The organism is Yersinia enterocolitica subsp. enterocolitica (assembly GCF_901472495.1).
Lineage (GTDB): Bacteria > Pseudomonadota > Gammaproteobacteria > Enterobacterales > Enterobacteriaceae > Yersinia > Yersinia enterocolitica.
In genome coordinates this window covers 4,370,379-4,391,007 of the sequence record NZ_LR590469.1, presented here as the reverse complement: position 1 = coordinate 4,391,007, position 20,629 = coordinate 4,370,379, and the positions used below count along the sequence as shown (strand labels likewise).

The window sequence follows — 20,629 nt, the reverse complement described above, 5'->3', positions numbered from 1 at the left end:
CTCTCCTGTCACAGCCGCTTTTGCAGATAAGATTTGAACGACTCTGAAGAGCGTTCTTCAAAACCATCATCAGTTTTCACTATCATAAATACCGGAATGCCCAATAAATTAGCTAATGCCATTCCTCGCTCCGGCCCAAGCACACCTAATCCAGTCGAAAGCCCGTCAGCGGTCATACAGCTTGGGTCTAAAACAGTAATGGAAACTAAGCGATGGTTAATCGGCCGACCAGTAGCAGGGTCAATGGTGTGTGAATAGCGCACGCCATTCTGTTCAAAGTAATTACGGTAATCACCAGAAGTTGCGATAGCCATTCGACCAGGTTCGATAATCTCTTGCGCACTTTGCTCTGACCCTGCAACAGGCTTTTCAATAGCAATGCGCCAAGGTTTATTCTCCCCATTATTGCCCCGAGTCCGAACCTCACCGCCAATGTCGACCATATAGTTATCGATATTCTGCGCCTCCAAATATTCGGCAACAACATCGACCCCATATCCTTTAGCTATAGCAGAAAGATCAACATACAGTTCAGGAATACGTTTGATTAAAGCACCATTTTCTACGGCAAGTTTATCAATACCAACCCATTCCCAGCGTTTGGTGAGCTCAGCATCAGTAGGCACTACATTGGGTCGTCCTTCTGGGCCAAAACCCCATAGATTAACCAACGGCCCGACAGTCACATCCAACGCTCCGTCAGTCAGGCGGTTAATACGAATAGCCTCACGCACCACCTTGGCGGTAGCAATAGAAACAGGAAATGGCGTATCCACTTTCTGACTTTTATTGAAACGGCTCAGTTCGGAATTCGGCCGATAAGTCGACATTTGATCATTAACTTGCTCCAGTTGACGATCTATTTCCTGTTGTAACTTTTTCGGGCTGAAGGTTGATGAGTCACTCACATACTTAATTGAATATGAGGTGCCCATAGTTTTACCTTCGAGGTTGATTTGCTCAGGGCCGCAGCCTGTTAGCAACAAAACCCCCACAGCAGCCATTAGCCAATGCATTATATGTTTTCGCACAATATCCCCAATTTATGTAGAAATCCGAGTGGTGCCAACTCAGCCACCAAAATCATCGAGCATAATGTTTTCATCTTCCACACCAAGGTCTTTCAGCATCTTGATGACTGCCGCATTCATCATTGGCGGACCACACATATAAAATTCGCAATCTTCAGGTGCTGGGTGATTTTTAAGGTAGTTTTCTAATAACACATTATGAATGAAGCCAGTATAACCCGTCCAATTGTCCTCTGGCTGCGGGTCAGACAAAGCCACATGCCAACGGAAATTATCATTTTCAGCCTGTAACTGATCAAAATCTTCTTCATAAAACATCTCGCGCCGTGAACGCGCACCATACCAGAAGCTGATTTTGCGCTTTGAATGCAGCCGTTTAAGTTGATCAAAAATATGCGAACGCATTGGTGCCATACCCGCGCCGCCGCCAATAAAGACCATTTCTGCATCAGTATCTTTGGCAAAAAACTCGCCAAACGGCCCGGAAATCACCACTTTGTCACCCGGTTTTAGCGACCAAATATAGGAAGACATGATTCCTGGTGGAGCATCTGGTACTGATGGTGGCGGCGTGGCAATACGCACGTTTAGCATGATAATACCGTGCTCTTCCGGATAGTTTGCCATTGAATAAGCGCGCACTGTTGGCTCCGCCACTACTGATTCAAACCGGAATAAATTGAATTTATCCCAATCGCCACGATATTCCTCAGGCACATCAAAATCAGCGTATTTTACCGAATGGGGTTCAGCCTCAATTTGGATAAAGCCCCCGGCACGGAATGGCACCACCTCGCCATCCGATATTTTAAGCTTCAGCTCTTTGATAAATGTGGCTTTATTATCATTAGAGATAACTTCACATTCCCACTTTTTCACCCCAAAGATCTCTTCCGGCAATTCAATTTTCAGATTCTGTTTCACACTAACCTGACATGCCAGCCGACAACCTTCTTTGGCTTCCCGCTTTGAAATATGAGAAAGCTCGGTGGGCAAAATATCTCCACCGCCTTCTTTAATCGTCACACGGCACTGCCCACAAGAGCCGCCACCGCCACACGCGGAAGAAACAAATATGCCATGGCTGGAAAGCATATTGAGCAGCTTGTCCCCTGCCGGAGCAGTGAAACTCTTATCTGCATCTTCATTTATATCAATTGTAATATCACCAGTATTCACCAGCTTTGACTTGGCAAATAAAATCATCACCGTCAATGCCAAGACAATGAGGGTGAACATCACTACGCCTAGAATTATTTCCATGAATTATTCCTGCCTTTATAGGTTCACGCCGGAGAAAGACATAAACCCTAAGGCCATCAGTCCGGTGGTGATAAAGGTGATCCCTAACCCCTGTAAGCCCGCAGGCACATTGGCATATTTCATTTTTTCACGAATACCCGCTAACGCGACAATGGCTAACATCCAACCGATACCGGAACCAAATCCATAAACGATGGATTCAGGGAAGTTATAATCACGCTGTGCCATAAACGACACACCACCGAAGATGGCGCAGTTCACTGTAATCAGTGGCAGGAAAATACCCAGTGCGTTGTACAGAGTGGGAAAATACCGATCCAGGATCATTTCCAGCACCTGTACGATGGCGGCGATAACGCCAATAAAGGTAATAAAATTCAGGAAACTGAGGTCAACACCCTCAACTAATGCGCCATCCCGTAGAACCAGGTTATAAACCAAATTGTTAGCAGGCACAGAGATTCCCAAGACGACGGTTACCGCAATACCAAGGCCAAAGGCGGTCGAGACTTTCTTGGAAACTGCCAGGAAAGTACACATTCCCAGAAAGAATGCTAACGCCATATTCTCAACAAACACTGCGCGGACAAACAGACTGATGTAATGTTCCATCATCAATTACTCCTTCTCAATCTGCGCAGGTTTTAGGGTTCGCAGGCCCCAAATCAGCAAGCCAATAATAAAGAATGCACTAGGTGCCAACAGGAACAATCCATTAGGCTGATACCAGCCGCCATTCTGGACAGTTTCCAGCACCGTCACACCAAACAATTTACCGGAGCCAATCAACTCACGGACAAAACCTACCAGCACTAACACCACGCCATAGCCCAAGCCATTGCCGATGCCATCCATAAAGCTTTCGATTGGTGGGGATTTCATTGCATAAGCTTCTGCGCGCCCCATCACAATGCAGTTAGTGATAATCAGGCCAACAAATACTGATAACTGTTTGGATATCTCATAGGCATAAGCGCGCAAAATCTGATCCACCACGATGACCAATGAGGCAATAATCACCATCTGAACAATGATACGTACGCTGTTTGGAATATGATTGCGAATCAATGAGATGAAGAAGCTGGAGAATGCTGTAACCAAGGTTACCGCCAGTGTCATCACTAAAGCCGTTTCCAATTTGGTGGTGACTGCCAAAGCAGAGCACACGCCCAGAATTTGCAGCGCAATCGGGTTGTTATCAAATAACGGCCCCAATAAGACCCGTTTAATCTCTTTGCTATCAGCCATTTTTTAACCCCCCTTCACGCACTTTTTTCAGGAACGGGCCAAAGCCGTTTTCACCGAGCCAAAAGTCAAAGCTGTTTTGTACCCCATTGGATGTCAGCGTCGCACCAGATAAACCATCTATTGCATGGGGATCGTTAGCAGGCGCTCGCCCCTTAACAATACGAATAGCCGGTTGCCCTTGATCGTCAAATAACCGCTTGCCAATCCATTGGTTACGCCAAATCGGGTTTTCAACTTCCCCCCCCAGCCCAGGGGTTTCACCTTGATCGTAATAGGTGATACCACGTACGGTTTTACCGTCAGTGTCGATAGCAACAAAGGCATACATCATTGACCACAAACCAGAACCGTAAATCGGTAACACAATTTTATCGACCTGCCCGCTTTCACTGCGCACCAGATAAATTTCAACCACATTCGCTCGACGGCGAATACCGGCCATATCCTGTGCTGGTGTCAGCGCAATACTCATTTGGTTATCACGCAGTGCCTGCACGCGATCAAAGGTTGCCGGATCTTGTTGAATAAACTCACCGCTCTGCAAATCCAGCAGGCGCGGTTCAATCCGCTGCGTAAACTCACGCTGTACTTCTTCTGCTGGCATTCTCGGTTGCAGTAATCCTGCCACTGCCAGAATATTGCGTTGCTTATCAAGTAAGCGCTGTTCTTGTTGCTTAGCTTTCAAACCTACTGCGGCACCCGCCACGATGACAGAACACACCAGACAGAGCACGATGACCACCAGCAGTGTTTTACCGATGCTGTCATTATTTCTTGGTTTATCATTCGCCACGGGCTTTCCTCCGCTTGATATTGGCCTGAACAACCACATAGTCGAACAGTGGCGCAAACAGGTTAGCGAACAGAATCGCCAGCATCATTCCCTCCGGATAAGCAGGATTGGCGACGCGGATTAATACACACATCGCACCAATCAAGCCGCCATACCACCACTTACCTTTATTGGTAAAGGAAGCGGATACCGGATCAGTCGCCATAAAGATCATGCCAAAGGCAAAGCCACCGAGCACCAGATGCCAATACCACGGCATGGCGAATAACGGGTTGGTTGTGGAGCCGACCCAGTTAAACAGATAGGCGGTTGCTATCATGCCAATCATGACCCCAGCCACGATTCTCCAGGACGCCACGCGACCGAAGAGGATAATGGCCCCACCGATAAGAATCATCAGCGTAGATACTTCGCCAATCGAACCGGGAATATTACCAAGGAAGGCATCCATCCAAGTGATAGGTTGACCCGAGACGGTATTGACCAAACTGTGGCTACCGTTAACACTCCATTGCGATAAAGGCGTTGCCCCCGAAAAACCATCTGCAGCAGTCCAAACCAGGTCACCCGATATTTGTGCCGGATAAGCAAAGAATAGGAAAGCACGCCCCGCCAGTGCCGGGTTAAGGAAGTTGCGCCCAGTACCGCCGAAGATCTCTTTGCCAATCACTACCCCAAAAGAGATCCCCAGCGCCGCCTGCCATAATGGTAAGCTCGGGGGGACTATCAGGGAAAACAGAATCGAGGTAACAAAAAAACCTTCATTAATTTCATGTTTGCGGATAATGGAAAACACCACTTCCCAAAAACCGCCCACCACAAATACCACGGCATAAATCGGCAGGAAATAAACAGCGCCGAGCACCATTTTACTCACCCAATTGGCATCGGGGGCGAGTGATGCGCCCAGTAGTTGCGCCAGCCGATAATGCCAGTCACTGGCAATAATCTGTTGTAGTTCTGCGCCGCTGTAGAGTTGGTTTAACGCCGGTATCGCCTGCCCACCGACGTTATACATCCCCCAGAACATCGCCGGGAATACCGCCAGCCACACCAGAATCATCATTCGTTTCAGATCAATAGCATCGCGAACGTGAGAGGCACCCGGTGTCACTTTACCTTGGGTATAAAAAATGGTGGCCGCAGCTTCATACAGCGGGTAATACTTCTCAAGCTTGCCACCAGCTTCAAAGTGGTGCTCTATTTTCTCAAGAAAACTTTTCAGGCCCATCGGTTATCCTTCCTGCTCAATCTTGGTCAGTATGTCGCGCAATACCGGCCCATATTCATACTTACCGGGGCAGACAAATGTACACAGAGCCAAATCTTCTTCATCCAATTCCAGACATCCAAGCGCTGCGGCGCTGTCAGTATCGCCAGCTAGCAGATCACGCAGCAAATGAGTGGCCAAAATATCCAGAGGCATAACGCGCTCATAGTTACCAATCGGCACCATCGCGCGCTCCCCACCATGCATATCCGTGGAGAAAGCAAACAACTTGTGCTTGAAGAAATGGCCTAATGTGGTGCGAGTAATCGAATATTTATCACGCCCCGGCATCACCCAACCGAATAGCTCTTTTTCTCGCCCTTCGCGGATGACAGACACTTGTTGATGAAAACGCCCGAGATAGCCATGAGTGGCAGAGAAAGCAGTACCGCTGAGCACGGAACCGGAGATAATGCGGTTATCCCCCTCTTTCAGTCGACCGGCAGTCAGTTCAGATAAACTGGCCCCAAGGCGAGTTCGCAGTAAAACCGGCTGCTCCACCTGCGGCCCAGCCAGTGAGACGATACGATCTGTCCACAGCTCACCACGAGTAAATAATTTGCCGATGGCAATCACATCCTGATAGCCCACATGCCATACCGTTTTGTTCAGACTGACCGGCTCAAGGAAATGGATATGAGTTCCTACCAAACCAGCAGGATGCGGGCCAGAGAACTCATTGTAAGTCACCTGTGCGTTCTGATAGCTGGCAACGGCCTGCCCCGGCGCATGACAAACATGCACTTTCCCTTCAGTCAGACGGGCCAATATAGTTAAACCATGATTGAAGGCCTCAGACTCGGTGGCAATTATCACTTGCGGGTCGGCAGCCAATGGTTGGGTATCCATGGCGCTGATAAAAATGGCCCGCGGGCGACTATTAGGAACAGGAGTTTTGCTAAAAGGGCGGGTACGCAGAGCAGTCCATAAACCCGATGCCAGCAAGTGACGCTGCACTTGTTCATCACTCAGTTGATTGAGAGAAGACTCCTCATAATGTTCAAACGGAACTTGCTCGTCCCCGTCAATTTCAATCACCACAGATTGCAGAACCCGCCGCTCACCACGATTGATGGCACTGACTTTGCCACTGGCAGGGGCGGTGAACATCACACCTGGATTCTTTTTGTCTTCAAATAGCGCCTGACCTTTCTTTACCCAATCGCCTTCTTGAACCAACATAGAGGGACGCATCCCAACATACTCTTCACCAAGTAAAGCCACATAATGAATGTCTGGCCCCTCTTCGATTACCTGCACTGGTGCCCCAGCGATGGGGAGGTTAAGTCCTTTCTTTATTTTTATCATAGGGTTAAACGACTTTATTAGTTTTATCACATGCTGCACATAATCCCAAAGCGTACAGCGGCGTAAAGATAAGATCTTGCATATAACGATGTCTTAATACCGAATCCATGACACAAACATAAATACTGACCGAAAGAGTCGCAGATATTAATATCTGATACCCTTATTGGATGTTATCGAAGCCTAAATAGCGAAACAGCCAATAACTGAGCGAGCCATCAGCAGTGAGCAATTTTAGCATTTGCCACCCTGCACTGTCTGATAAATGCAGTGACTTGAGTCAAGCAAACACAAATAATTTACTGCTAAATTTTGTATATATTCGGTAAAATCGTATTGTTGATTCATCTTTAACGATTTTGTATTTATTTTATACAAAACATATATTGCTAAAAATTTTCTGACTGATAATCTGCGCCTATAAATCAGAAAGTCAGTGGCATCTATAAAAATAAGTAGGAATAAGAATGGGCAAAATCGCGCCGTCATTCGTGACGATAATGTTTGCGATGATAATTTGTTTGCCTGCGGCCTCCTTCACCAGTTCAGCCAGTGAGCCGGTGGCGGTATCCAAAGAGCTAAAACAGCAATTACTAGGGTCATCGGTCTATATTCAAATCTTCAAAGAAGAACGTACTCTGGAATTATATGCCAGGTTACAAGGTGAGTATCGTTTGGTGCAAAGCTACCGTATCTGTGAATTCTCAGGTGGACTTGGCCCAAAACGCCGTGAAGGGGATTTTAAGAGCCCGGAAGGTTTTTACACTATTGATATGCGCCATTTAAAACCCGACAGTAAGTTTTATCGGGCTATCAATATTGGCTTCCCAAATGATTATGATAAGTCGCAAGGTTATTCAGGGAAATATCTGATGATCCATGGCGCTTGCAAATCAATCGGCTGTTATGCAATGACTGATGCCTATATGGACGAGATATTTAACTACGTGCAAACGGCATTTATCTTTGGTCAGGAAAAAGTGGATATCAGTATCTATCCCTTCCGCATGACTGAACAAAATATGCAACGCCACCGTAACTCTTCGGATTATAGCTTCTGGCGTCAATTGCAGCTGGGTTATGAGTATTTTGCTAAGAACCGCATGCCGCCTTCGGTTTCTGTCATCAACGGGCAGTATGTGCTTAGCCGCCCGCCGACCTCCAGTACACCGACATCGCAGTATGCGATGACAAAATCAGATGCGCTGACGAAATCAAATACGCTCGCCAAAACAGAATAATGCAAACTCACCTGGTGCAATTTTGTGCCAGGTTTCATTACCGGTTAGAGGCTGAGTAGCGATCACCGTAACCACATCTTTAGGTGTGGTTTGGCGTTGAAAATCTATTTCAACATCCCTATCCAGCAAAGTCGCTTTGCCAAAAGGCGCACGGCGCGTTATCCAATATAAATTAGTTGAACAGAACGCCATCACAAAACGCCCATCCGAGAGCAGCATATTAAACACCCCTTTGGCGCGCAATTGCTCACATAGGGTGCCAATATAACGAAATACGGCGGGCCAATTACTCGGTGTGCGCGGGTAGCGTTTTGCCAGTTGATTCAGCAGCCAGCAGAAAGCATATTCACTGTCTGTTTGACCGATAGGCCGGAACGTTCCGGTATCCAATTGGCGATAGCCTTTAAGTTGGCCGTTATGGGCATAAGTCCAGTTTCGCCCCCACATTTCGCGGGTAAAGGGATGGGTATTTTCTAATGCCACTTCGCCACGGTTTGCCTGACGGATATGGGAAACCACCGCGCAGGATTTAATCGGATAATCTTGTACCAATCGGGCAATAGGTGAATTAAAACTGGGTTGAGGATCTTTAAACGTGCGGCAGCCATTACCTTCATAAAAGGTAATCCCCCAGCCATCTTTATGTGGGCCAGTTCCCCCGCCCCGTTGCACCAGGCCGGTAAAGCTAAAGCAAATATCCGTTGGAACATTTGCGCTCATCCCGAGCAGTTCGCACATATATTCCTCCGAGCACCTAAATATGGCTGCAATAGCCGAACCCTTCACTCAATCTCAAGGTGACCAACGAGATAACGACTATCGTTGATCACCTTGGCACATCAAGCTTTTACCATCTCTTTTTCAATCAACTGAATCAAGATGTGAATCACTTTAATATGAATTTCCTGAATACGGTCTGCATAGCCGAAATGAGGAACTCGAATTTCGATATCCGCAGAACCCGCCATTTTGCCGCCATCTTTACCTGTCAGAGTGATGACTTTCATGCCTTTAGCACGCGCGGCTTCAATGGCTTTAATGATATTACCTGAATTACCTGAAGTGGAAATACCTAACAATACATCCCCTTCACGGCCTACAGCTTCAACATAACGCGAGAAAATGTAGTCATAACCAAAATCGTTACTGACACAAGAGATATGGCTGACATCTGAAATAGCAATTGCCGGATAACCTGGGCGGTTTTCGCGGTAACGGCCGGTCAACTCTTCGGCAAAATGCATGGCATCACAATGGGAACCGCCATTACCGCATGACAATACTTTACCACCCGCTTTAAAAGAATCAGCCAGTAATACGGCTGCGCGCTGAATAGCATTGATATTGTCATCATCTTTCAAAAAGTTTGCCAGTGTGTCTGCTGCTTCATTCAGTTCACTGCGGATTAAATCGTGGTACATGGGAGCCTCTTTATAGTCCTATGGCATCATTATTCTTCCTCAGTCAGTGTACCGGATAGCATAAACTGCGAGAAGCGCTGTGATGAATTAGCCAGTACGGTTTTGGATTAGCCGAAACAGTTTTAGCGGTTAGTGCTGCCAATTTGTGAGATGAGTTGTAAATAACATGTAATGGTATTGATAAATATAATGAGATGAACTACAACAAATGTATCACTCAACAGGTCAGACCTCCTACATCTCAGGAGCTTCATTATGATGGTTCTAAGCATTGTTGCCTTGCTGGTTCTTATTGGTGTGCTGTTCTATCACCGGGTGAACCTGTACCTCAGTAGTTTGATTCTTGTGGTTTATACCGCAGCGATGGGGGCTGCACAGTTATGGTCATACTGGGCATTACTGCCACTGGTGATTGTTCTGCTGCCTCTGACACTCACACCACTGCGCCAATCCCTGTTTTCAGCACCGGCACTGCGCATGTTCCGTAAAGTCATGCCAGCCATGTCGCGTACTGAAAAAGAAGCGATTGATGCGGGAACCACATGGTGGGAAGGTGATTTATTTCAGGGCCAACCAGACTGGAAAAAATTGCACAACTATCCAAAACCGCAATTAACCGCAGAAGAACAAGCATTTATTGATGGGCCGGTTGAAGAAGCCTGTCGTATGGCTAATGATTTCCAAATTACCCATGAACTGGCTGACCTGCCGCCAGAGCTGTGGGCCTATCTGAAAGAGAATCGCTTCTTCGCGATGATCATTAAGAAAGAGTACGGCGGCCTTGAGTTCTCAGCCTATGCTCAGGCGCGGGTACTGCAAAAACTGTCCGGTGTGTCTGGCATATTGGCTATCACCGTCGGCGTACCCAACTCCCTCGGCCCCGGAGAATTACTGCAACACTACGGAACTGAAGAGCAAAAAAATCATTATTTGCCAGGATTGGCGCGCGGTGACGAGATTCCTTGTTTCGCCCTGACCAGTCCGGAAGCCGGTTCAGATGCCGGTGCCATTCCGGATACCGGCACAGTCTGTATGGGTGAATGGCAAGGCAAACAGGTGCTGGGTATGCGCCTGACCTGGAACAAGCGCTATATAACCCTCGCCCCCATCGCCACAGTGCTCGGGCTGGCATTCAAACTGTCTGACCCTGAGCATCTGCTGGGCGAAACGGTTGATTTAGGGATTACCTGTGCGCTTATCCCCACCAATACCCCAGGGGTGGAGATCGGCCATCGTCACTTCCCGCTGAACGTACCGTTCCAAAATGGCCCAACCCGCGGTAACGATATCTTTGTACCGATAGATTACATTATTGGCGGGCCAAAAATGGCAGGTCAGGGCTGGCGGATGCTGGTGGAATGCCTGTCTGTAGGGCGCGGTATTACCTTGCCTTCCAATGCCACTGGTAGCTTGAAAAGCGTGGCGATGGGTATCGGCGCTTATGCTTATATTCGCCGTCAGTTCAAAATCTCAATCGGTAAAATGGAAGGGATTGAAGAGCCGTTGGCACGCATTGCCGGTAACGCCTATGTGATGGATGCCGCAGCCACCTTGATTACCAGCGGCATTATGTTGGGTGAGAAGCCGGCGGTGTTATCTGCCATTGTTAAGTATCACTGTACACATCGTGGTCAACGCGCAGTTATGGATGCGATGGATATCGCCGGGGGTAAAGGTATCTGCCTTGGCCCGGCCAACTTCGTCGCCCGTGGTTATCAAGGAGCCCCCATTGGTATCACCGTGGAAGGCGCGAATATCCTGACCCGCAGTATGATTATCTTCGGTCAGGGCGCTATCCGCTGCCACCCGTTTGTACTGGATGAAATGGCGGCTGCGCAATCGAATGATGTTGCCGCTTTTGACAAAGCGCTATTCGGCCACTTGGGTCATGTAGGTAGCAACAAAGTCCGCAGTTTCTGGCTCGGGCTGACCAATGGCCGCACCAGTGCCACGCCGACCAAAGACAGTACTCGTCGTTATTACCAGCATCTGAACCGCTTGAGCGCCAACCTGGCCTTGTTGTCTGATGTCTCGATGGGTGTGCTAGGGGGGAGTCTGAAACGTCGCGAACGAATTTCTGCCCGTTTGGGGGATATTCTTAGCCAAATGTATCTGGCCTCGGCCACTTTGAAACGCTTTGAAGATGAGGGCCGTCAAAAAGAAGATCTGCCACTGGTGCATTGGGGGGTACAAGATGCACTGAATCAGGCAGAACAAGCGCTGGATGATTTGCTGCGTAACTTCCCGAATGGCTTTATTGCCGGGTTAATGCGGTTTGTTGTCTTCCCATTCGGACGCGCTCATCAGGCCCCATCAGACCGCCTGGATCACCAGTTGGCGCAACTGTTGCAAATACCGTCAGCCACCCGCAGCCGTATTGGCCGTGGTCAATATCTGACACCGAGCGAGTTTAATCCGGTTGGTTTACTGGAAGCGGCATTGCAGGATGTGATTGCAGCAGAGCCGATTCATAAGCGCCTGAGTAAAGAAGCGGGCAAGAGCTTGCCATTTACCCGACTGGATAAGCTCGCTAAACGCGCGCTGGCTGAAGGGAAAATCAATGCTGAGGAAGCCGCAATACTGACCAAAGCAGAGCATAGCCGCCTGCGCTCTATTAATGTCGATGAATTCGAAGCGGATGCACTGGCGACCAAACCCGTGGCAAAACAGCCGGCGAAACCACGGCAAATTGAAGCGGCATAACGGTCTAATCTCATTGATGTGAGTGTCTAACTCTCTATACCAAAGCCTCCCTTACCGGAGGCTCAGACTGCTGACAAACCTCGATAACTCGATCTTGCAAGGTGAAGGCAGGTAGAAGAGTAAAGCGTCCGCGCCAGGGACGGCGCGGGTCGAGCCCCCAGGGAAGGGTTTACGGCGTCTTTACGATCTGCCTGTTTTCACCGTTACGGGCACTTTGTCATTAACCTCAGCCTCCCTTACCGGGGGCTTTTTTTATCTGCCAGCAAGCCACGAACAATCAGTCCGAACTGCTCAGGTTTTCCGGCAAACAACACATTATCAGGCTGAATCTGTAACAAGCGTTGGCGTAAACTCTGACGCCACTCTTTATCTGAAATCAGCCGTACTGTTACTGCAATATATTCTGCCAAATCATGCGCGATTAACTCTTCATCTAACCCCAAACGACGAAATAACCCCTCATCGATATGCTCATGAACCTCGGTGCCGCTTAGACACACACCGGGTAAACCCTGACGCACGGTATCAACAATCCCATTGGTATTACCAAAGGGAAATGGGTTGATAAACAGGTCACACTGATTAATAACCTGTAAGTAATCCAGATACCCCAAATGCTCATAAACTCTGGCTTGAGGAAGAATATCATTAACGGCTTTTTCCATCACCCGATGGGTAATTCCCCAACAGAACCCCACTAGAAAATGAAATACCACCGATGTTGATGTTTGCCGAGTGATTTCAGCACAAGTGGCTAAAAAGCGAGGGTTAATTTTCATGGCAGAAGCACAAACAGCAATATGTACAGCTGGCCGCTCAGCAAAATGTAATATGGGTTCCGGCTGGCTAATATTGGCGGGCGGCACGTAGGGCAGGCAATCTTTAGGCAATGAGACAACTTTTTCTGAGAAACACGCAATATCACCTAAATAATCCTCCTCTACTAAAACTGCATCAATATAATCAGAATGAGTAGTCGCAGGGTGCCCCAAGGCCATCACTTGCAAAGGGGCCAGGCGCAGGTTAGTCAGTGCAATGGTGAGCGGGAACATGCCAACACTGGGGAAATAGATAACATCGGGCAGCAACTGTTGCGTTAATGCCACAATGGCCTCGACCGCCCCCGCTCGATTAACCTCAGTAAAGTCATCAAACACAGCCTGGGTTATTGCGTCGGTTGCATCAATAATAGTGGCACCATGAGTAGAAAACTGCTCGCGCGCCGCGCGTAAGGTACTGGAATGAGTGCGATAGATAGAATGACCGCTGTTAAACCATTCAAGAATAACCAGCATCAATGGCTTATCGCGTGATGGCGGTGATAAGTGATTATCAGATAGACCATTGTGTAATAGTGTGTTGCGTAAGTGGAAATTAATACTGCGTTTGATAGCATGTTTTTCAGCCATATCAGCATAACTGCAATGCATATAAACATCATGCAAGATACGTTCTGGTAGATGTTCAAGGCTATCGAGAGTTAACAACCGTTCCGGTAACCATCGCAATAAAAGCTCACGCTTTGCGTGCCCCACTGTGCTGGGTAAAATTCGCGGGGACAATAAAGCCAGAAATAAGGCTGCCGCTGCATTGGGATTAAATTGCCATAATATCTCGGGTTGTAGAGGAATACCGGATTCTGGTAAATACATGACACAAAATTTAAGAAAATTATTCTGCTCAAAGCGAAGAGGATGAGCACATCCCTCACCGGCCTGATTAAGATTAGTAATGACGTGATCGGCATGACCAAATGGGGACGCTGCGAAAATTAATGCAATCCAACGATGGAAATTAATAAGTTGTAAGAATCCTTTTTCCGATAACACAAATCCAGGATCAGAAAATAAGTTGCCAATAGCTGCCGCGAGCCGATTACAATAATGTTCCTGTTGTTGTATCGATTGTTGCTTAAGCGAAAAAACATCCCAGCGACCATATTGAGTGTCCAGTTGCTCCAGCATTAATATCAGTAATCGCCCCGCTTCTTCATAACGCCGTACACACACTAAAAATTCGAAATAAGGCAATGAAAAAGCTGTCGAATTCTCTGCCTCTTGTGATACCTCAACCGTCTTATCCACCATTATCAGCTCTCCTTGTCACTTTGATATCACGACTTTACGAGTAAATTTAGCGAGTTAACAAGCCCGTCACTTCTGCTTAGCGGTCTGGGTTAAGGGCTTCCATTTACCTAAAATATGCGTCTCGCAAGGCCCACTCTCAGTGGTTTCCCCTTCTGGGATACAAACCACGACACTGATGTTGGCCGCGATATCACGCTCAGATTCAGTCACCACAAGCGGCGGTAAAATTTGTTCGTCAAGAGAGCTGAGGATCTGGTTTCGTTTCATCATTAATGAGCCATGTTTACTTATCTCCTGAGGCTGCGTTATCTGCTCTGATATTGTATTTTCTCCAGATATCAGTATGGGAGTCAGGAGCGAGGTTGGGGTTGGAACTGAGGTTGGGGTTGGAGCTGAGGTTGATGCAGGTGTTGATATTAGTGTTGAGCCAGATTTGGTTCTACCGCCAACGCTATTTTTATCAATCGGTTTGCCATTGATAGTGACATTGCCACCAATATTTTTCGGCAATACTATAAACATCAGTGACTTACCAGATCCAGCATTCCCGCCGAGCGTAATATCATTTATCGCTGCATAATCATTGAGGTAAATACCGTGATTATTAGCGGAATTGCCATTTACCAAACCGCCACTCATTGGGCCATCAATATGAACACCATAACCATCACCAACAGTATTACCATTAATCGTCGTATTACCGGTACTGGATACCGGGCCGGTTACCTCTATACCATGACCATCGCTGGCATTACCGGCTAATGTGGTGTTATCCAGGGTATTATTACCGTCGAGCTGCACGCCGGTACCGACATCGCCGCTGGCGTTGCCAGTGACAGCCAGCAGATCGTTGGTTCCACCGCCAGTGAGGGTGGCATTCTGGCCAATATCCACCCCGCTACCCTCGGCGGTCTCACCGTGCACCGCGCTGCCATGATTGCCGGTTAGATTAGCTACGATTTCGATACCCTTGCCATCCGGGCTGTTACCGTTCAGCGTGGCATTATCAAGTTCACTGTCACCATCAACCTTGATACCGGAACCGGTATCTGAAGTCCCGTTGACCGTACCACCTGAAATGGCCCCGTTCAGTTGCACGCCGTCGCCGTCCGTGGCTTTGCCATCAACTGTGCTATTGCCTTTGTTAGTCAGCGGGCCGTCGATATCAATACCTGTACCATCGCTGGCATTACCGGCTAATGTGGTGTTATCCAGGGTGTTATTGCCATTAAGCTGAATACCGCGGCCTTGATCCCCGGTCGCATTACCATTGATAACCAACAAATCGTCCGTGTCCCCACCCACAAGGAGGGTATTTCTATCAATCCTCACCCCGGTGCCATCGGTAACATTACCTTGCACTGAGCTACCGTAATAACCTGATAGATTGGCAGTGATTTCCACACCAATACCATCAGTGCTGGTACCTTTAAGCATCGTATTGTTAAGAACAGTTTCAGCGTCAACTTTCACCCCGCTACCACTGGCCGAAATGCCAGTAACATGGCTATCATCTAGCGAACCACTAACCTGCACCCCCACCCCGCTGGCTGAAGTTCCGTTGACGACACCGTTACTAAGTGTTCCATTAATCTGCACCCCGATGCCATCACCTGAAGCAGTGCCGTTTAGTCGAGCATTGCCGCTATTAGTCAATGAATCGGAAAGATCTAATGCAATACCATCCACAGCCGCGCCATTTAAACTGGTATTGCTTAAATCGTTATTACCGTTGAGCTTTATCCCAGTACCACTGCCCATCGTCGCAACCCCTTGTAAAGTGAGCAGATCCGTTTCACTGGTACCTGTAACATGTAAATTCTTATCAATATCAATGCCATAACCGATACCATCAGTGGTGCCATTAATAATACTCTGATGAATACCGTTTATATCACTGGTTATCTCCACCCCTATGCCATGAGTACTACTACCATTGAGCGCGGCATTATCAAGTACGACATGGGTGATAACCCCAGAACCAGGCAATGAATCAACTTTGATGCCACTGCCATTAATTGATTTGCCGCTCAGTGCAGTATCCGTGATGGTGGCATTACCGCTGATACGTAGGGCTTCAGCCTGGATTGAACTGCCAGTCACATTAATACGGTTAATTTGATGCTCGGCACTGAACAAATGAACCCCAGAGCCATCAGTACTGCTTCCTTCAATCGTGACAGGGCCGCTACTATTATTAACCATACCGGAAATAGCCACCCCACTGCCAGCAACACTGCTACCTTTAATTAGCGAGTCACCTTCACCATTTAATACAACTGTATTATTACCAATAGGGAAATTAATACCGGTACCACTGGTTGATCGCCCTTCCATTGTTAAAGAACCATTATTATTAATAGTTAATGTTTTAGGGCTTAGATAGCTGATACCATTTCCGCCCGCAGTAATTTGTGAACCTGTATTTTCACCGAGAAGAGATAACTGGCTATCCTTGGCAATATTAAGTGTATTGGCACCATAAAACGCAATACCATTACGAATTGCACCGGTGCCACCGGTCTCACCTTGGATAGCAATATTCCCTGCAACGGATAAGCTGCCATTGGCTCTAAATAGGGTACCTGCGCCTTGGGTAGTATTAATCGCTTTGCCAATAAGTAAGCCATTTAGCGCTTTGATACTGTTATTTCCGCCCAAACTTAATACAGAATTTGTGGCAGTGGATAACGCTGATAGTGCTTCACCATAAACCGTAACATTCCCCAACGCGGCATTAAGATCGACATTGTTAAAATAAACATCGCCATCACCGACTGATGAACTATTAATATCAATATTCTTCCCAACAGAGGTCAAACTAACATTCGCCAGATTAACGGATGAACGCGAGTTTGAGCCTTTGCTATTGCTGCCTTTTAAGCTGATATTCCCTTGTGCAACTAAATGACTACGTGACTCGTCTGATAACCCTTGGACTATAATGGCTTCACTTGCGGCACTGCTTGTAGCCACTAACATAAGTTCCTTTTGTGCGCTTAAGGTTGTATTTTGCCTGATAACAATCCCTCTATTCGTTGAAGTTGCATTGGCATTAATATTTCCCGTCAATGTCGTAATATTAGCTTCGCGGATGACCATCCCATCAGCGCGACTCGTATTAGATATCAAATTAACTTCATTTGCTCTAATGTCTGCATTGGCAATACCAATACTTTTTGAACCATTGTTATTTGCTGTGAAGTTTCCGTTTTTTGCTTCAAAATTGACATAATCAACACCAATACCAGCCCCTGTCATGTTCCCATGATTATTGGCTATTATTGATATATCTCTTCCTACTGTAACGTTCATTCTATTAGATGCGATTCCAGTAATTGTCACCGCTTCAACACTCGCGCCTGAGGTATTAACAGCTACAGATAAATTCTGCCCTGCACTCATACCACCATTACCTTTAAAATATAATGCCTTATGGTTTGGTGAGCTTAAATTAGCTTTAATATCACCTTTAGCCGCAAGAAAAGTATTTGTCATTACTACCGCATCGTTATCGCTGATATTGCCATTCAATATAATATTATCAGCACTGATATTGACATTACTAAAAGGGCTACCTTTTACCCCACTGATATTTAAATTAAAATCCCCGCCCTGAGCTTTTATATTAGTATAATCTGCGGAAATAGTACTTCCGACTTCAGTTCCTTTATTAACTGCCACCATAGAGATATTGCCACCGGCAGCCATATTGACCTGAACACTACTGGAGTTACCGTTGATCTTTATTGCATCAGCACCTACCGTCGTCGAATTAGTGGTCACGCCTTGCAACTTGATATTTTTACTGGCATTCAGATCAGTATCACCTGAAATCCAAAGCCCTTTATGGGTAGTCGTGGCATTTGCACTAATATTACCTGCGGTTGCCGTAATATGACTATCTCTGAGTAAAAAGCCATCAACTCCTTTAGTGTTTATTTCAACGTTAACATTATTGCCACTAACTTTTGAACCTTGAATTCGCAGTCCAAAACTAGTCTGAGTGATAATTTCGCCATTAATATCAAATGAAATATTGCCAGACTTAGAAACAAGGCTTCCATTAGTAAAATCGACTCCTCCTGAGGTACTACCATTGGCATTAGCCTGGAAGGTGATATTCTTATCGCCAGCAATAGTTGCATTAGTGAATGTTCCCATCCACGAACTTCTGGAATTAGATTTCATAGTAAATGACATATCACCTTTCCCAGCAAAAACTGAATCACCGGATATATCAATACCACGCCATCCTTGCTGATTAGCATTACTACTTTCACCGCTTATACGAGTTTCACCTGCCACGCTTATATTAGCGGAATTACTAATATTGACGCCCACGTAGGATGCCATCCCGGTATTACCTTCCAGGGTTAGATTGCCAACCTGATATCGCCCCCCCATAATACTGATGCGCGCGGCATTATTTTCATTGGCATGTTTCATCAGTAAATCCCCGCCATTTAATAACACATCACTATTATTCAATGTAATTATCGAATCTACTATCGAGTCTCCCGATAATAAATTAAGGTTTAGTTTTCCCGTAGTCGCCGTAATATTATGGCCATTACTAACAATATTACCGTCAGCCTGTAAAGTCAGAGTAGCATCGCCACCGGCTATTTTATTGATATCAGCTTGCAGGGTAATATTACACCAACGGCAATTCGTTAAACTGCCATTACTGGTGGTAATCGTGACATTGGTGCCTTTATCGAGTTGTGCATTGATACTGGTGTTCAATATTTGCGTAACATTGGCCATTGGCGTGAAAACCTGCGCATTCTTTGCATATCCGGCAGGGATATCACCTATCTGAACCGATACTCCACTTTCAGCACCACTACCAACAATATTTACCTCTGCCGGATCGAGTAACCATCTGCCCGTGTTGCCCATAATCGCACTGACATCAACCCGACCAAAAGACTGCAAATTGCGCTGACTGGATGTTTCAACTTGCCCACCATCACCTGATAGTGACCCACCTCGGGCATGAATATCACCATAGAAACCGGTGTAATGTTCAGACCACAAAACTGCGGTGCCGCCAGCCCCTTGATGTGTGGAGGAAACATCAATATTCGCACCTTTGTCCATCACAACTGAACGAGCATTCTTTATCAGCTTATTTTTGCCCTGCCAGTCGCCACCGACCAGCACTTTTCCCCCGCCCTCGTCCCCACGCGCATCAATTTTGCTTGCAGCAACCAAATGTATATTTTCACCAATTAGGATAACATTCCCGCCACGTCCCTGCTGACTGTTGACATTAATCATCCCCTGCTGACTCACCACCCCTTCATTGCCACCATTAAGGTAAATAACACCATTTTTTTCTGACAAACCACGCGCCTGCAAAATGCCGGTATTATCAATCACGGTATTCATCAACATTTCTTTACCCTGCGCGGTCAGTTGAATAACCCCCTCATCAGCCCGAATCAACCCACCGTTTTGTAGCAAAGTATTGACTTGCTCACCTTGAACTTGCACCCCGAGTAAGTTGCCGCGATCCAAATTAAGGATGACGCGACTGCCACTCGCTAATGCCACTTTCCCTTGCGGCGTATTGATAACACCGGATGGTTGATTATCAACCTGCTGACCAATCAATGCGATATAACCACCTGCCGTGGTGCGCAAATTAGCCTGATTAACCAGTTTGCCTTCTTGTTTTTGGCTGGTCAGCGTATAGCACCCGCTAATAAAGTCCTGATTAGACATTGATTTAGTACTGGCAATTAAACCACCGACATCAACTTGCGCACCTTTACCAAATAGAATGCCATTCGGATTAAGTAAAAAAACCTGACCATTAGCTTTCAGGTTGCCATATATTTGTGATGCATCGCGGCCGAGTACCCGGTTCAGCGCGATACTCTGCTGCCCTGGCTGGTTATAAATAACGTTGTTTCCCTGCGCAATATCAAAACTGCCCCAATTGATCGCCAACTTATCGCTTTGCTGAGTGATAGTAAGAGTGGTGTTATTAACATCCATCTTCCCTTGACCGACCACAATATTGCCATTCACCGGCAATGAAGGGTGGGCAAATACCAGTAGGGGTAATATGCCGAGAGCCAATCCTGTCAGGATAGCCAGGTGACTTAATTTTCCAGCCCTCGTATGATTATCATTAATAATTTTTTTGCCGAAAGACGAAAATGATCGACCGTAAGTTCGGGTAAATTCTCCCACAGCAATTAAGCATCCCAACCGACGGCAGAAAATAAGTTTGTATAATTTACTGTTCAT

General features: G+C 46.7%; 13 protein-coding genes. 2 read left to right on the top strand and 11 right to left on the bottom strand.

The window, feature by feature from the left end; genetic code table 11:
• Positions 1-8: 8 nt before the first annotated feature.
• From FGL26_RS20620 to FGL26_RS20590, 7 genes are read right to left on the bottom strand one after another with little or no spacing between them, the layout of a single operon-like run.
• Positions 9-1,031, bottom strand: coding sequence for an FAD:protein FMN transferase (locus FGL26_RS20620; RefSeq protein WP_072092340.1), 1,023 nt, complete (start codon positions 1,029-1,031; stop codon positions 9-11).
• A 39-nt stretch (positions 1,032-1,070) separates the two neighbouring features.
• Positions 1,071-2,294, bottom strand: coding sequence for an NADH:ubiquinone reductase (Na(+)-transporting) subunit F (nqrF, locus tag FGL26_RS20615; protein WP_032912609.1), 1,224 nt, complete (start codon positions 2,292-2,294; stop codon positions 1,071-1,073).
• 15 nt (positions 2,295-2,309) lie between these two features.
• Positions 2,310-2,906, bottom strand: a complete 597-nt coding sequence (nqrE, locus tag FGL26_RS20610; RefSeq protein WP_005167508.1) for an NADH:ubiquinone reductase (Na(+)-transporting) subunit E — start codon at positions 2,904-2,906, stop codon at positions 2,310-2,312.
• Between the two features lie 6 nt (positions 2,907-2,912).
• On the bottom strand, positions 2,913-3,542 hold the full coding sequence (locus FGL26_RS20605; protein ID WP_005160493.1) for an NADH:ubiquinone reductase (Na(+)-transporting) subunit D: 630 nt from the start codon (positions 3,540-3,542) through the stop codon (positions 2,913-2,915).
• Entirely contained in the window at positions 3,535-4,335 is an 801-nt protein-coding gene (locus tag FGL26_RS20600) for a Na(+)-translocating NADH-quinone reductase subunit C (RefSeq protein WP_005160492.1), read from the bottom strand. The genes FGL26_RS20605 and FGL26_RS20600 overlap by 8 nt, the downstream gene beginning before the upstream one ends.
• Positions 4,325-5,566: an NADH:ubiquinone reductase (Na(+)-transporting) subunit B gene (locus tag FGL26_RS20595; RefSeq protein ID WP_005167505.1), complete on the bottom strand. Its 1,242-nt coding sequence runs from the start codon at positions 5,564-5,566 to the stop codon at positions 4,325-4,327. Before FGL26_RS20595 ends, FGL26_RS20600 begins: the two co-directional genes overlap by 11 nt.
• Positions 5,567-5,569: 3 nt before the next feature.
• Positions 5,570-6,913 carry a Na(+)-translocating NADH-quinone reductase subunit A gene (locus tag FGL26_RS20590; protein WP_005167503.1) on the bottom strand — a complete coding sequence of 448 codons (1,344 nt, stop codon included), beginning with the start codon at positions 6,911-6,913 and terminating at the stop codon, positions 5,570-5,572.
• Between the two features lie 467 nt (positions 6,914-7,380).
• On the opposite strand from FGL26_RS20590, the gene dpaA reads away from it, so the two are divergent.
• Entirely contained in the window at positions 7,381-8,154 is a 774-nt protein-coding gene (dpaA, locus tag FGL26_RS20585; RefSeq protein ID WP_005167502.1) for a peptidoglycan meso-diaminopimelic acid protein amidase, read from the top strand.
• Here the strand turns inward: dpaA and FGL26_RS20580 are convergent.
• Complete coding sequence (locus FGL26_RS20580) at positions 8,128-8,892, bottom strand: class II glutamine amidotransferase (RefSeq protein ID WP_005160484.1); 765 nt, start codon at positions 8,890-8,892, stop codon at positions 8,128-8,130. The genes dpaA and FGL26_RS20580 overlap by 27 nt on opposite strands.
• 101 nt (positions 8,893-8,993) lie before the next feature.
• Positions 8,994-9,575, bottom strand: a complete 582-nt coding sequence (gene lpcA / locus FGL26_RS20575; RefSeq protein ID WP_005167499.1) for a D-sedoheptulose 7-phosphate isomerase — start codon at positions 9,573-9,575, stop codon at positions 8,994-8,996.
• A 255-nt stretch (positions 9,576-9,830) separates the two neighbouring features.
• Between lpcA and fadE the strand changes: the two genes are divergently transcribed.
• Positions 9,831-12,278 (top strand): acyl-CoA dehydrogenase FadE, encoded by a 2,448-nt coding sequence (gene fadE / locus FGL26_RS20570; RefSeq protein WP_005167497.1) that lies wholly within the window; start codon positions 9,831-9,833, stop codon positions 12,276-12,278.
• Between the two features lie 236 nt (positions 12,279-12,514).
• Here fadE and FGL26_RS20565 read toward each other — a convergent pair whose 3' ends face one another.
• Together FGL26_RS20565 and FGL26_RS20560 are read right to left on the bottom strand one after the other, a co-directional pair.
• Complete coding sequence (locus FGL26_RS20565) at positions 12,515-14,365, bottom strand: hypothetical protein (RefSeq protein WP_005167495.1); 1,851 nt, start codon at positions 14,363-14,365, stop codon at positions 12,515-12,517.
• 66 nt (positions 14,366-14,431) lie between these two features.
• Complete coding sequence (locus tag FGL26_RS20560; protein ID WP_072013159.1) at positions 14,432-20,629, bottom strand: two-partner secretion domain-containing protein; 6,198 nt, start codon at positions 20,627-20,629, stop codon at positions 14,432-14,434.